The 13,995-nt window shown below is 59.4% G+C and carries 15 protein-coding genes; 8 read left to right on the forward strand and 7 right to left on the reverse strand.

Going from position 1 to position 13,995, the window contains the following annotated elements; genetic code table 11:
- Nucleotides 1-2: 2 nt before the first annotated feature.
- Nucleotides 3-635, reverse strand: a complete 633-nt coding sequence (locus ACTG1P_RS06000) for a LysE family translocator (RefSeq protein ID WP_139429017.1) — start codon at nucleotides 633-635, stop codon at nucleotides 3-5.
- 232 nt (nucleotides 636-867) lie between these two features.
- Between ACTG1P_RS06000 and ACTG1P_RS06005 the strand changes: the two genes are divergently transcribed.
- The 4 genes from ACTG1P_RS06005 (at nucleotide 868) to ACTG1P_RS06020 (ending at nucleotide 3,999) form a co-directional block, all read left to right on the forward strand.
- Nucleotides 868-2,490 carry a methyl-accepting chemotaxis protein gene (locus ACTG1P_RS06005; RefSeq protein WP_440000749.1) on the forward strand — a complete coding sequence of 541 codons (1,623 nt, stop codon included), beginning with the start codon at nucleotides 868-870 and terminating at the stop codon, nucleotides 2,488-2,490.
- Between the two features lie 175 nt (nucleotides 2,491-2,665).
- On the forward strand, nucleotides 2,666-3,196 hold the full coding sequence (locus ACTG1P_RS06010; protein WP_440000750.1) for a DUF1523 family protein: 531 nt from the start codon (nucleotides 2,666-2,668) through the stop codon (nucleotides 3,194-3,196).
- The gene (locus ACTG1P_RS06015; RefSeq protein WP_005337957.1) at nucleotides 3,193-3,489 is read left to right on the forward strand and encodes a winged helix-turn-helix domain-containing protein; all 297 of its coding nucleotides are present in this window, start codon (nucleotides 3,193-3,195) and stop codon (nucleotides 3,487-3,489) included. Before ACTG1P_RS06010 ends, ACTG1P_RS06015 begins: the two co-directional genes overlap by 4 nt.
- A gap of 66 nt (nucleotides 3,490-3,555) precedes the next feature.
- Nucleotides 3,556-3,999, forward strand: coding sequence for a hypothetical protein (locus tag ACTG1P_RS06020; RefSeq protein WP_440000752.1), 444 nt, complete (start codon nucleotides 3,556-3,558; stop codon nucleotides 3,997-3,999).
- A 127-nt stretch (nucleotides 4,000-4,126) separates the two neighbouring features.
- Here the strand turns inward: ACTG1P_RS06020 and ACTG1P_RS06025 are convergent, their stop codons facing one another.
- From ACTG1P_RS06025 to ACTG1P_RS06035, 3 genes are all read right to left on the reverse strand, one after another.
- A complete protein-coding gene (locus tag ACTG1P_RS06025; protein WP_440000753.1) occupies nucleotides 4,127-4,594 on the reverse strand; it encodes a hypothetical protein in 468 nt (155 codons plus the stop codon).
- A gap of 34 nt (nucleotides 4,595-4,628) precedes the next feature.
- Nucleotides 4,629-5,564, reverse strand: coding sequence for a pyrimidine-specific ribonucleoside hydrolase RihA (rihA, locus tag ACTG1P_RS06030; RefSeq protein ID WP_440000754.1), 936 nt, complete (start codon nucleotides 5,562-5,564; stop codon nucleotides 4,629-4,631).
- 120 nt (nucleotides 5,565-5,684) lie between these two features.
- Nucleotides 5,685-6,089 carry a GNAT family N-acetyltransferase gene (locus ACTG1P_RS06035; RefSeq protein ID WP_209418509.1) on the reverse strand — a complete coding sequence of 135 codons (405 nt, stop codon included), beginning with the start codon at nucleotides 6,087-6,089 and terminating at the stop codon, nucleotides 5,685-5,687.
- Between the two features lie 232 nt (nucleotides 6,090-6,321).
- Here ACTG1P_RS06035 and ACTG1P_RS06040 point away from each other — a divergent pair, with 232 nt between their 5' ends.
- On the forward strand, nucleotides 6,322-7,050 hold the full coding sequence (locus ACTG1P_RS06040) for an RluA family pseudouridine synthase (RefSeq protein WP_440000755.1): 729 nt from the start codon (nucleotides 6,322-6,324) through the stop codon (nucleotides 7,048-7,050).
- Nucleotides 7,051-7,204: 154 nt separating this feature from the next.
- Here ACTG1P_RS06040 and udp read toward each other — a convergent pair whose 3' ends face one another.
- Nucleotides 7,205-7,960 carry a uridine phosphorylase gene (gene udp, locus ACTG1P_RS06045; RefSeq protein WP_005337975.1) on the reverse strand — a complete coding sequence of 252 codons (756 nt, stop codon included), beginning with the start codon at nucleotides 7,958-7,960 and terminating at the stop codon, nucleotides 7,205-7,207.
- 382 nt (nucleotides 7,961-8,342) lie between these two features.
- On the opposite strand from udp, the gene yiaY reads away from it, so the two are divergent.
- From yiaY to ACTG1P_RS06060, 3 genes are all read left to right on the forward strand, one after another.
- Nucleotides 8,343-9,494, forward strand: a complete 1,152-nt coding sequence (gene yiaY / locus ACTG1P_RS06050) for an L-threonine dehydrogenase (protein ID WP_440000756.1) — start codon at nucleotides 8,343-8,345, stop codon at nucleotides 9,492-9,494.
- Between the two features lie 137 nt (nucleotides 9,495-9,631).
- Nucleotides 9,632-9,970 (forward strand): outer membrane protein assembly factor BamE, encoded by a 339-nt coding sequence (bamE, locus tag ACTG1P_RS06055; protein WP_005337980.1) that lies wholly within the window; start codon nucleotides 9,632-9,634, stop codon nucleotides 9,968-9,970.
- A gap of 171 nt (nucleotides 9,971-10,141) precedes the next feature.
- A complete protein-coding gene (locus ACTG1P_RS06060) occupies nucleotides 10,142-10,771 on the forward strand; it encodes an NAD(P)H-binding protein (RefSeq protein ID WP_440000757.1) in 630 nt (209 codons plus the stop codon).
- 146 nt (nucleotides 10,772-10,917) lie between these two features.
- On the opposite strand, the gene ACTG1P_RS06065 is transcribed toward ACTG1P_RS06060, so the two are convergent.
- Together ACTG1P_RS06065 and ACTG1P_RS06070 are read right to left on the reverse strand one after the other, a co-directional pair.
- Nucleotides 10,918-12,612: a pyridoxal phosphate-dependent decarboxylase family protein gene (locus ACTG1P_RS06065; protein WP_440000758.1), complete on the reverse strand. Its 1,695-nt coding sequence runs from the start codon at nucleotides 12,610-12,612 to the stop codon at nucleotides 10,918-10,920.
- Nucleotides 12,613-12,835: 223 nt separating this feature from the next.
- Nucleotides 12,836-13,852, reverse strand: coding sequence for a lipoate--protein ligase A (locus ACTG1P_RS06070; protein ID WP_440000759.1), 1,017 nt, complete (start codon nucleotides 13,850-13,852; stop codon nucleotides 12,836-12,838).
- Nucleotides 13,853-13,995: the final 143 nt, after the last annotated feature.

Consider the following 13,995-nt stretch of genomic DNA (forward strand, 5'->3'; position numbering starts at 1 on the left):
GCTTAACCAAGCGCCAGCCAGACCCCCACCCCCAGCATCAGAGTACCGGCGATGCGGTTCATCAGGGTGACATTGCCGCTCTTGGCAAGGAAGTGGCGCAGAGTACGGCCGCCGCTGGCGTAGAGCAACAGGCAGGAGAACTCGATGACCAGGATCAGCGCCACCAGCGCGCCGATCTGCGGCGCCATCGGCTTGTCGGCAGAGATAAAGGGGGGCAGCAGGGAGATCATGAAGGCCCACCCCTTGGGATTGGCGATGGCGGTGACAAAGCCCTGCAGCGCCAGCCCCATGGCGCTGGTCTGCTGACCGGCCGAGAGATCCGCCGGAATGGCCATCTTCCCCTTGGCCTGCCACATCTGGATGCCAAGCCACACCAGATAGGCGCCCCCCACATATTTGAAGGCGGCGAAGATCCCCGGATAGTTGAGCATGATGGCTGCCACCCCGATCACCGAGAGCACCGAGACCAGCCCGACACCGATCAGCTCCCCCCACATCATGTGCAGGGTGCGGCGCACCCCCAGGCTCATCCCCAGCGTCATCGACAGGGTCATGCACATGCCGGGGGTCACCGAGACAAAGAAAAAGGTCGGGATAAACAGAGCCAGAATGGCCGGATCGATCCAGCTGGACACAACACACCTCCATATGACGAGAGCGGGAAATCACGAAAACGGGACAGGATTGACACAATCCAGCCAGTTGTACCACATATTCAGGGGATAAAGCGCTCAATCATGCATAAACGGCTCCTTTCTCACAAGAAAAAACCTTTTCTTCAGCACATTTCAGCAATAAAAGCCTGTGACAGCTCCTGACGTGCATGTGTAAGATGTCGGCTCCTCCAATTCCGGATTAGAGCCATTTATGTCATTGAATAATCTATCAATACGTGTCCAGGTCTTGATACCTTTGCTGCTGGCCAGCCTGCTGATGATGGTGATGATCGCCATCAGCAAGCAGGGTCTGGATGAAGCCATCAATGACATAGATGAGACGACCCAGAGCGTGGTCCAGCACAAGGACGATATTGCCAAACTGATCCACGCCACCTACCGGCTGCGCACCAGCGCCATCTATGGCCTCTACGATGCCAAGCTGTTTGCCGCACTGCCCGCAAACCTCAACAGCGCCGAGCAGGAGATCAACACCATCCTCGGCCGTCTGGTGCTCCCCGGTGCTGAGCAGGATAACCGGCAGGTCGCTGCCGCCCTGCAGGCCTACCTCAGCCATACCCGCAGCAACATGCTGCCGCTGCTGGCGCAAAAACATCAGGGTGGCGGCGATCCGGTCGCCTACGAGGCGGCTCGCCTCCATTTCCGCGAGCTGGGTGAACAGCTGATCAAGCAGATCGACAGCATGTCCGCCCACATCAACCAGCTGATCCAGCAAGAGCTGACAGAAGAGCAGGCCCACTACGACGCCACCCTGCTGCGTACCCTGCTGCTCACCGCCGGTACCCTGCTAGCGGCGCTGATCTGTGGCTGGGTCCTCTCCGGGCGCATCGTCAGCCCCATCAGTCAGCTACAAGAGGTGATGCACGCCGTGGCGCAAGGGCGCTTCAACGTGCGCGCCAAAGCGGAGGGCAACAACGAGCTGACCCGTCTGGCCAAAGATATCAACCTCACTCTGGGGCAACTTGGTAGCACCATCGAGAACCTGACCGGGATCAGCAACAGCGTCGCCTCCGCCGCCACCGAGCTGGCCGCCGTGATGACCCAGTCCGAGGCCAATGCAAAGCAGCAGCACAGCGAGATCGAACAGGTCGCCTCTGCAGTGACCGAACTCTCCAGCACCGCTGACAACGTCAACCACAACGCAGCCATCGCCGATGAGCTGGCGCGGGATGCCAATGGCCGGGTCGAACAGGGGCTCGCCCTCTTTACCGAAAGCATCGCCGCCAACAGCCGGATGGCAGGCAGTCTGGAAGATGCCGCCGCCATCGTGGCCCAGCTCAAATCCCAGTCCGAGCAGATCGGCAAGGTAATTGAAGTGATTCAGGGGATCTCCGAGCAGACCAACCTGCTGGCGCTCAATGCCGCCATCGAAGCAGCCCGTGCCGGTGAAACGGGTCGTGGTTTTGCGGTGGTGGCCGACGAAGTGAGAATGCTGGCAGCCCGTACCCAGGACTCCACCAAGGAGATCCAGGCCATCATCGAGCGGCTACAGAGCCAGTCCCAATCCGCCAACAACGGCGTGCAGGAGACCCTGGAGATCCTCAGCCATAACCAGCGCTTGTCCGCTCAGGTACAGGATCTGCTGAGCGGCATTACCGGTGCCGTACGCCAGATCAACGACGCCAACGCCCAGGTCGCCACCGCCGCCGAGGAGCAGTCCTGCGTCACCGCCGACATCAACCGCAACATCACCAATATTCACGAGATCGTGAGCCAGAGCTCCGCCGGTATCAGCCAGAGCGCCATAGCCAGCAACGAACTCTCGCAGCTCGCCGAGCAGCAGCGCAAGCAGCTCTCCCGATTCCAGCTGTAAGCGCACGACGTGAACCAGACAAAAAGGCCCGCGAGGGCCTTTTTGATTCAAGGGGCAATCCGTTTGTCCCTGTTTTAAACGCCATTTTTTGGCCATTGGTGCCATAAGGGGCTGGGCTGCCCCGTCAAATATCGGTATGGTAGAGGCACGTTACTCCCCCTCACGTGAGCACACCATGAGCCTGAGATTCAAGAAACCCGCCTTTATCGCCCTGGGGCTCATCGCCCTCATTTCCGCCGCTTGGCTCGACTACTACCTGCCGGAGCACACCATCGCCACCATCACCGGGGTCGAGGTAAAGCGCACCGACAAGGATGGCCCCATCAGCCAGAAGAACCCGGCTGACGGCCCCACCACCGACGTCTACTACATCTATACCGAGCGCCCCGGCGAGAAGATCCGGGTGTTCCGCAATGAAGATACCGAGTGGGGCTGGCCCTTCTACTTCAAGTTCAACGCCGCCGACGTGCAGGCCAAGGCCAAATCGATGGAGTTCGAGAAGCGCCTGGCCATCATTACTTCCTACGGCTGGCGCATCAACATGTTCTCCATGTTCCCCAACGTCACCAAGATTGAGAGCACCGAACCCGATGCCTCCACTTGGAGCTTCTTCCGCTGGTTCTGGTTCGGCCTCTGGGTGTTGGTGATGGGCAAAGCGGCCATTGCGACCTGGCGCTACTTCGATCGTCTTGAGGACGAGATATGAGTGAACCGAGCAAGACCCGCACCAGCTTCTACCGGCGACTCTACGTGGCCTGGCTGATCAGCCAGGGCACGGATACGGTACCCGCCATCATGGAGGCGACCGGCATGCCGCGCCGCACCGCGCAGGATACCCTGACGGCGCTGGCCGAGCTCGACATCAGCTGCGCCTTCGAGCAGACCGAGGGGGCTCGCCACCTGCAGGGGCACTACCGCATCAGCGACTGGGGCCCCATCAATCCGGCGTGGATCAAGGCCCAGCTGCCGCTTATCAAAGAGACGCTGAGCTACCCCTGATCCTGAGTTGAACTCCGATATGTCCCTACTAACGGGGGCTCTCCCAGTCAATCCCAGGGCGCACCAATGAAGGCTATACGCATCATTTTGCAGCTTGTGATTCTTGCCGCAGGGGGTATTACTCTTGCGGCTCTCATTGCTGTGCCTACACCAAACTTCACAGTCATTGTCGTTTTACTTGGCTTTGTGGCACTTCTCCTTGCTCTGACGCAGGTACTAAAAGAGCACACGGAAAACCGCTTAAGCCCTGACCATAAGCTCAGCTTCAGACCAATGGGAATGGTTCTGCTCCTGTCTGGTGTGTTTGCCATGTTCTACGGCGCGAGTATTCTCATCGGACAGCAACCCCTACCGAATGGCAGTGGCACATGCCGTGCTATATGCGGGATCATACTTTTGGCCTCCGAAGCATTCGGCGAAACAGTAGCGAAGTTGTTTGCCTTCGGCCTGTGGTCAGGCATGGGCCTATTTCTTTGCTTTATCGGCTACCTAGTCAAGGGGAGGAAATAACCTCACAGGGCAAAATGATGCGAACGTTACTACCGCATTATCGCCATGAAATAGAGGGGCCAGCCTTGTCGGCTGGCCCCTCTATTTCATGGCGCGTGGATGACTGGGTGACAGGGTGATTGGCCTCCTACTCGGGCATGGCCGAATCCTCAAGCTCCCCGTCAGACTCGCCGCGAGTGCAGTCGATGATGGAACGCTTGGGGTTGTTGGGGTCGCGCAAAAGCAGAGGGGCAGAGCCCTCGTTGTGCTTCTGCTCGTCGCTAAACTCGCTGCCGTAGGCGTTGTGGGTCAACCGGCGGGCGTTGGCGATGGGGGTATCGACAAAGAGGGCGTGCACTTCGAAGCTGGAGGCCGGCACGATAAAACCGACCACCGGCAAGCCATGCAGCTCCTCGTGCACCTTGTACCAGGCAAAGCCGTCGCTCACCTTGTAGGGGGTGTAGTTGGCCAGTTGTAGATTGGCGGGCCTGCCCGTCTCATCCACATAGAGATCGGTAAATTCACAGGTCGCCAGCCCCTGCCACATCCGCTCGAATGGCGTCGCACAGCCTGTCAGTTGCAACCCGGCCAGCAGCACCAAGCCTGTCTTCCACATTCCCTGCCCCTTCTTGCAAAAAATGAATCGGCCCTCAGCCAAAGGCCCGCAGCCGCTCGACCAGCAGATCAATAAAACCTGCCCGATCCAGCCCCAGCAACACCAGCGCATTGGCTGGTTTGCCGGAGAGACCGTAGCGATCCACCACCGTCATCCCCACGGTATGCTCCCCGCTGGTCTCGATATCGACCCGGCACTCAACCCCGTGGAACAGCTCGGGAGCCAGCAACCAGGCAATGGTACAGGGGTCGTGGAGCGGTGCACCAGCAAATCCCCACTTGGGGTCCCGATGGTAGATCATGAAAAAATCGAGCAGACCGGCCACACACTGGGCCACCGGATTGGTGATGGCACGTACCCGCTCGATATCCTCGTCCATCACCTGCGCCTCGTGGGTCACATCGAGGCCGCACATGGTGATGGGAATGCCCGACTTGAAGACCATATCGGCCGCTTCCGGGTCCACATAAATATTGAATTCCGCAGCTGGTGTCCAGTTGCCGGCCCCTGCGGCGCCCCCCATCAGCACGATGCGGGCGATCTTGATCTTTAGCTCGGGGTGAGCCGCCAGCAGCAGGGCGATATTGGTGAGCGGGCCGGTCGGCACCAGGGTCACGGGCTGCGGGCTCTCGCGCAGGCACTTGGCCATCAGCTCAATCCCCGTCATCCCCTGCGGTGCAAAGGCGGGATCCGGCAGTTTGGGGCCATCAAGGCCAGACTCGCCGTGAACGTTGTCGGCGATAATCAGCTCGCGGGCAAGCGGTTTCGGCGCCCCGGCCGCCACCGGAATATCGTCCCGCCCCAACAAGGTGAGGATGCGCAGGGCATTGTTGAGGGTCTTGTCCGGGGTCTGGTTGCCCGCGCTGGTGGTCACCGCCAGCACCTTCAGTTCAGGACTGGCCAGCGCCAGAATCAGGGCGATGGCGTCGTCGTGGCCGGGATCACAATCAAGAATAACGGGCAGTGCCATGGAAAGGGTCCTTACAACATAGCGGTTGGTTAAGGGGCCGGATTTAGCCGGTCCCGAGCGAGCGATTTGAACCATTTGTTAGGCCATGGGCTTCGAGTTGAACGCATATGATGAATAGAACTATGAGCTAACAAGTATTTTTTCCATCTTCCTCGGATCATTTGGCATTGATGCATATCCGTGTCTGATGTACCACGAAACTAGCCAGCTAGAGTCGATCGTGCGATCAAAAGGGTGGGGTTCAAGCCGAATAGATGTACAGCAAAGGCTTTTGGCTAGCGCTTCTGAGTACGAAAGTAAACTGCGACCTACCCCTTGACCTCGATACTCAGGAAGAACAAGTATTTCGTAGATGAAGCCATTCCTCTGATCGCTCCAATCTTCGTAGCAAAGAAAACCAACCTCGCATTCATCTATTTTTGCAATGTAATTTCTCGACCTTCCGTTTTGTGCGCGTTCTGCACGCTCGCGGAGCATTGAGTGCGAGATAAGGTCAGGTTTTTTACTTTCGGTGATGGATAGCACTCGCGCTCCAGATGTGAGATTGGCCTAACAGGGAGCCATACCTTAACAAGCAAGCTTCGGATGAACTCGGGAAGGGGTCACAAAACGGGGCCTTGTTCGTTTCCAAACAGCCATGCATTGCCAACCGTGGTGTTATTTAACCAGTTCATTATCAAATGGTTGAACAGGGCTATCTCGTTCCCCCCATCAGGCAATCCACACGGCCCATTCGCCGGGCTGCGCCAGTTCGGGTATGATCGCCCCCCGTTTCCAGCCCGTGCGCCCTATGTCTGTTATCGTCGACACCTTTATCGCCCCGCCCTGCAATGCAGCCATCGAGATCCTGTTCGAGGATGAACACCTGCTGCTCATCAACAAGCCGAGCGGCCTGCTGAGCCTCTCGGGCAAGAATCCGCAGAACCTCGACTCGGTTCACTATCGCCTGGTGCAGGATTACCCCGGCTGCACCCTGGTGCACCGCCTCGATTTTGGCACTTCAGGCATCATGGTGGTGGCCAGAAACAAGGCCATCAATGCCCTGCTCTGCCAGCAGTTCAGCCAGCGGGCGGTGAGCAAGGCCTACAGCGCCCTGCTGTGCGGCCATCTGGCTAGTGATGAAGGGCTTATCGACGCCCCCATCGCCAAGGATCCGGCCATTTTCCCGCTGATGAAGATCTGCGCCGCCAGCGGCAAACCCGCCCGCTCCCGCTATCAGGTGGTTGAGCGGCTGGCGCAACAGATGCAGGGACAAACCGTGCCTTTGACCCGGGTACGACTGGTGCCGGAGACCGGCCGCACCCATCAGCTGCGCATCCACAGCCAGCTGCTGGGTCACCCCATCCTCGGTTGCGATCTCTATGGTGGCCTGCTGCCATCCGGCTGCGAACAGGCGCCGCGGCTGATGCTGCACGCCAGCGAGCTGGATTTTACTCATCCGGTGAGTGGCGAGCCGATGCAGATCCGCTGTGCGCCTGCGTTTTAGAGGCAATCAGTAGGAACAACAAGTGCGTGTGCGACGGGATCAGTGAAAGGCGTGACGGGAGAGGAAAAGCGGTAAACGGCGGATAAAGATAGGGGCCGCGCTTTCGCAACGGCCCCCACCCCCCACTCGGTACTCTTTGTTACAAAGAGGGCTATCAGATCAGCTTGCGGGCGGCGCCCAGTACGATCTTGATGGCATCAGATTCGGTTTTCGCCATGGTCTCGGCGTTCGGGATCTCTTGCTGGGTACGGTTGACGATAACGCCAGCCACCATACCGGCACGCAGGCCCTGGCTGGAGCACATGGTCAGCAGGGTTGCAGATTCCATCTCATAGTTCAGCACGCCCATGGCTTGCCACTCTTTCATGGAACCCTGGAAACGGCTCACTACGCGGCCGGATACGGTGTCGTAACGCTCCTGCCCCGGGTAGAAAGTGTCGGAGGAGGCGGTCACACCGATGTGCAGCTTGGAGCCCATCTCTTTAGCGGTGTTCACCAGCGCGGTGGTGCAGTCGAAGTCGGCAACAGCCGGGAACTCCATCGGTGCGAAGTGCAGGCTGGCACCGTCGAGGCGCACGGAGCCGGTGGTCACGATCACGTCACCCACGTTCAGGTGCGGCTGGATGGCGCCGGTAGTGCCGATACGCAGGAAGGTGCGGATACCCAGCTGGGCCAGCTCTTCTACCGCGATAGAGGTGGACGGGCCACCGATACCGGTAGAGCAGATGATCACGGCCTTGCCGTCCATCTCGCCGCGCCAGGTAGTGAATTCACGATGGCTGGCCAGGTGCACCGGGTTATCCAACAGCTCTGCGATACGCTTCACGCGCTCGGGGTCACCGGGGACGATCGCCAGGGTGGCGCCTTGCAGATCCGCTTTCTTCAAACCCAAGTGAAATACATCAGACATATTGGACTCCTGGTTGCCCCCTGCCAGCATGGTCAGGGCACAAGTTAAGATGATTCTTTATGATACTTTCAAGCCTTTACCCCCCTTTTCGGGGAGGCGCCAACTATGGTCGAAAGCGCTTTCCAATTCCTTGAAGCGCCTCACACTTCCACGCATTGACAGTGACAAACATCGCGCAAAACGTTTGCTAACTCAATGAAATAATTGACAAACGTTTTTCTGTCAATCGAGTCAGATGCGGGAAAGTCAAGCCTGGTTCAGCGCTTAATTAACGACTCGTGATCGACCCCGTAAAGTTGTAAACAAGATGCTTTTGTATCCCTTTCTAGATGGTAGCCTAGCTCTCAACTACCACTTAATGGCTAACTATAGGAAGTCCATCATGGCTACATTCAAATTCTATATTCCCGCAATCAACCTGATGGGTGCCGGCTGTCTGCAAGAGGCTGCCGCCGATATCAAGGGTTACGGCTATCGCAAGGCGCTGATCGTCACCGACAAGATCCTCAACCAGATCTGCGTGGTCGCCAAGCTCACCACCCTGCTGGCTGAACATGGTATTGAAAGCGCTGTTTTCGATGAGACCAAACCCAACCCCACTACCAGCAACGTCGAAGCGGGTCTGGCGATGATCAAGGCCAACGGCTGCGATTGTGTCATCTCGCTGGGTGGCGGCTCGCCCCACGACTGCGCCAAGGGCATCGCGCTGGTCGCCGCCAACGGTGGCAGCATCAAGGATTACGAAGGGGTGGATCGCTCCGCCAAACCGCAACTGCCGCTTATCGCCATCAACACCACCGCCGGTACCGCCTCCGAGATGACCCGCTTCTGCATCATCACCGACGAAGCGCGCCACGTGAAAATGGCCATCATCGACAAGCACGTTACCCCGCTGATGTCGGTCAACGACCCCGAGCTGATGCTGGCCAAGCCAGCCGGTCTCACCGCCGCCACCGGTATGGATGCCCTGACCCACGCCATCGAGGCCTATGTCTCCACCATCGCCACCCCGGTGACCGATGCCAGCGCCGTGATGGCCATCGAGCTGATTGCCAAGCACCTGCGCACCGCCGTCAACCATGGCGATGACCTGCATGCCCGCGAGCAGATGGCCTATGCCCAGTTCCTGGCCGGCATGGCCTTCAACAACGCAAGCCTCGGTTACGTACACGCCATGGCGCACCAGCTGGGCGGTTTCTACGACCTGCCCCACGGTGTCTGCAACGCCGTGCTGCTGCCCCACGTTCAGGCTTACAACGCCCAGGTGAGCGCGGCTCGTCTGAAGGATGTGGCCCGCTACATGGGTGTGGACGTGAGCGCCATGAACGACGAGCAGGGCGCCGCCGCTGCCATTGCCGCCATCAAGCAGCTGGCGCTGGATGTGAAGATCCCGGCCGGTCTGGAGCAGCTCGGCGTCAAGGCCGATGACTTCGATACCCTGGCCAGCAACGCCCTGAAAGATGCCTGCGGCTTCACCAACCCGAAACAGGCGAGCCACGAAGAGATCGTCGCCATCTTCCGCGCCGCCATGTAACGGCTGCCGGATTGCCAGAAAGGGTCGCAGTGCGGCCCTTTTTATTGGCTGATGGATCAATGGCTTTTTACTTCCGTGGAGGGAGTCGGTATGATTTGCCGAGCCAAAAAAGACTGTATGGATGATCTGAACTCGATATGCGGATGAAACACCTGATTGCCGCGGCTTTGACCGCCCTCACCCTCTCCGGTTGCAGCCTGGTCTATCGTATCGATATTCCCCAGGGCAACTATGTGGAACAAAAACAGGTCGACAAACTGCGCCAGGGGATGACCCGCGAGCAGGTCAGCTATGTGCTGGGGACCCCCATGCTGCGTGACGGCTTTGACCCCAACACCTGGTACTACCTCTATGAATTCCAGCCGGGCCACGGCGACAAGGAGCGCAAAGAGCTCACTGTCACCTTCGCCAACGACAGGCTGACCACAGTGACGGGTGACTTCCCGCTGCCAGCAGCTTTCAATACCCCGCTCTGATATCCCGCAAAACCGGCCTCGCGCCGGTTTTGTTTTATCCAGCCCCGCGTAATTCATCCTGCCCGACAACACTGAGTCATTCCTCCCCATTGCAGCTGCTCGCAAATTGCCTGATGCTGATGAGCAGCCACCATGGCATCAACACCATCGAATGACACAGGGAGAATCCCCATGAGCCGGATCCTGATTGCCGGGGCCAGCGGCCTGATCGGTCGCGAACTGGTGCAGCAACTGCCTGCCGAACATGAACTGACCCTGCTCTGTCGCAAGCCGGGCAAGGAGGCGCACCACTGGCTGCCGGTCAATTTTGATGATCTGGCCAGCGTCACCCTCTCCCGCCCGGTGGATATCGCCTTCTGTGCCCTCGGCACCACACGTAAGGAGGCTGGCTCTGCCGAGGCGTTTCGCCGGGTCGATCTCGACTATGTGGTCGCCTTTGCCGAACTGGCCCGCCGCCACGGTTGTCAGCGGCTCATCGTGGTCTCGAGCATGGGGGCCAGTGCATCGTCCCCGGCTCTCTATCCGCGAACCAAGGGGGAGATGGAGCAGGCCCTGCTGGCCCAATCCTGGCCACGGCTCGCCATCGTGCGGCCCGCTATGTTGCTCGGGGATCGCCAGCCACCGCGCCTCTCCGAGCAGATTTTTCAGACCATCTACCCGCTGTTTCGGCCGCTGCTGGTGGGCAAGCTCACCCGCTGGCGCGCCATCGAGGCCCGTCAGGTGGCCCGCGCCATGATCGCCCTCTCGAAACTGCCCGCCGGGTGCGAGATTGTCGAGAACGAGCAACTGCTGGCCCTCTGAACCCGCTCTTCCCCACGACTTACGCACAGAGCTGCAAAAACAGAAGGGCAAGCCAATTGGCTTGCCCTTTGTTTATCTGTTGCCGTAATACGCTCCAACCACCACTGGCCACTATTGACTGCCGTCGGTGGTCAGGACGAGCGCCATCAACCACGAATATGGTCGATAAAGGCGTCGATCTGCTCGCGAGTGCAGGCCGGATTCATAAAGACCGCCTTCTCCCCGGCGATGTAGGAGTATTTGCCGCGGGCGTCATAGTCGGAGTGAGCCACCGCCTCCACCCAGTTGGTGTAGAGCCCCACCTTACCGCGCCCCTTGAACAGGCTGCGGTGGTAATCGGTGTTGCGCTGTAACCGCGTCTTGTAGGCGGGATCGCTGGAGCGGGCCAGCTCGAAGGCAAACTCGGCTTCTGGGTCACTCACCCACTCGGGGTTGTAGATCTTGAAGCCGACGCTCGGCCCCTGATTCTCCTGCGCCACCAGCTTGACGTTGCCGAGCTGGCTTAACCGGAAGCGGAAATAGTTGGCATTTTGCAGGCAGTGGGCCAGCACGGTGCGATACCCCTCCACCCCCATATAGTTGAGCGCCGCATAGGCACCGAACAGACCGCTCGCGCCGCGGGAGCACTCGATGGTGGATTGCAGGTGGGTCTGGCCCTGAATGTCCCGCTCAAAATAGGAGAAGTTCTCCGGGTCATTCTCCATCGCCTTGAGGTCATCCTGCTCTTTAATCATCACCAGACTGGAGGTGTAGGGCACATAGCCCCACTTCTGGAAGTCGACGGTGAAGGAGTCGGCATATTTCAGCTCGGCAAAGCGCGCCACATTGCGCTCGATCCCCGCCAGGGTGGCGCTGTTGATGGCGAGCGGGTTAGCGGCAAAGTCGTAACCCAGGAAGAAGATCATCGACCAGCCGATAGCTGCATCGACGTGGATATGAGGTTTGACCGCCACCTCAAACTGCTCGCAGAGGCGATTGCGCAGCTCGAACACGGGTTTCACCTGATCCACCCCGAAAGTGTCGGTAGTGCCCATGGTGAGCATGATGGTGGGCACCACGTGTTTCAGGGCAAAACAGGCGGTCAGGGTGCGCTCGAGATGGTCGAGATCAATGTCGTTGTTCTCGCCGACCTGAATGCGGATGGTCTTGTTCTCGATGTCGACCCCGAGCAGGGAGAGGTTGGTGATATTGGAGTAGTGACCGCCCTGGGAGTTGATGATGCGGTAATCCTGATAGTGGCCTAGCCCCTTGTGCTTGGCCTCGGGCAGGCTTTTGCGAATGCCGAGCAGGTAGCCGTAGAGGTTACAGAAGGTCCCCCCCTGGGTGAAGATGCCGGTGGCGCGAGCCGGGTCGTAACCCGCCAGCAGCGCAATCTGGCGCACCACCTTTTTCTCCAGCTCCTCGGCCACCCCGGCATATTCGGAGTAGACCAGATTGGGGTTGGCCAGAATACCCATCTGGGCGCCATAGATGGCAGGATCTGCCGACATGGTGATGACGTTCTCGACGCTGGAGGGGTTCTCCCAATCCTTCGACAGCGCGGCGGCAAACAACAGCTCGGCCATCGGCTCGCCCGGGGTGCGCATGGTGGCGGGCACCGGCATGGTCTCGCAGAGATCGGCCAGGCGGGCACGGCCATCAGGCCAGGCATTCAGGCGGGCATCGGGGGCCAGGCCACGGGCCCGAAATTCGTTGAGGGTGGCAAATCCGGGTTCGCGAAAAACGGGCCAGAGATCGGGATTGCGCGAGAAAAAGTTGGCTTTGACGGTGGCGAAACGGGCGGAGAAATCGGGGTGGACGGCATTGACGCTTTCGTCTTGCAGATAAACTAAGTCACTCATTTTTATACCATTAGTACAGCAAATGTGCGGCCGTTATACCCCTGTACCAGCGGAGCCAACAGTGACAATATCTAATGGCCTACCCTACTTTTTGTCATGTATCAGCCATGACAAGGGCTGGCAAAAAGGCGCCTTTGAGGCACCTCTTTATATTTCGTGATCTTGCTCCCATCCTGGCTGACAGAGTCCTTACTACCAGACCGCCATCCGCGCAGCGTCCCCCTCAACGCAGGGAGGTCAACAGCCACTCGGCAAACTCCGCCAGCTCGCTCTGCTGCTGCGGTAAGGCCGCCAACCAGGGCTGCAGACGCGCGGCGACAGCGTCCGGTCGATAGCCGCAACCCGCCAGTTCGGCCGCCAGCAGATCAAAGGGGGCCGGCTCCAGAGTATCGCTGAAGAGCTGCGCCCGGGTGATGACCCCTTTTTCCACATCAAAGTGCAGCTCCACCCCGCCCCAGCTGAACCGCTCCTCCAGCAGATGGCTGAACGCCGGGGCATGACCATAGTTCCACTCCCAACTGCGCTGACGGGCGAAGGTCTCGGCAAAGCCCGGCAGATCCGGCATCTGCTCGGGGGAGATATGCTCGGGCTCAACTCGCGCACCGTAATGGTGGAAGAAGGCTTCCTGCAGCGCCTCGCTCACCTGTTGATGGTCGATCCCCGGCAGCAGTTCGCACAGGTTGGCCACCCGGCTGCGCACCGAGGTGATCCCCTTGGCCGCCAGCTTCTTGGGGTCGGGGTTGAGGTAGTTGGCAAGGCGGCCGAGATCGGCGTCCAGCAGTAGGGTGCCGTGGTGAAAACCGCGATCCAGAGTCTCCCGATAGGCCGACCCAGATACCTTGCGCTCCCCGTCAGGGGTGGCCACCAGCAGATCGTTGCGACCGGAGGCAAACGCCTCGATCCCCAATCCCTTGAGCCCGTCCAGCACGATGGCGGTGGAGACGCTCTTGTCATACTCCGGCTTGCCCGCCATGAAGGTGAAGCAGCTGTTGCCAAGGTCGTGGAACACTGCGCCGCCCCCACTGCTGCGACGCGCCAGGGTGACCCCGTCCTCTTCCATGCGGCGGGTGTTGCACTCCTTCCACGGGTTCTGGGCCCGGCCGATCACCACGGTATTGGCGTTGCGCCAGAGGAACAGCACCCGCTGGCCGGGGTCCATCTGGCGGAAGATGCACTCCTCAACGGCCAGATTGAAGAGGGGATCGTGAGAGTCGGAGACAAGCAGACGCAAGCGGGACATAAAAAGACCTTATCCGGAACTGGGGGCAACATAATAACACTGACGGGATACCATCACTGAGCTGTCGCACATTAACCGGTGCGCAGCAGCCGCGACACATTTGCGTCACACCTGACCGCCCCATAAAAGTATCTATTGATATA

The sequence above is a fragment of the Aeromonas sp. 11P genome (assembly GCF_051920165.1).
GTDB classification, from domain to species: Bacteria; Pseudomonadota; Gammaproteobacteria; order Enterobacterales; family Aeromonadaceae; genus Aeromonas; species Aeromonas veronii.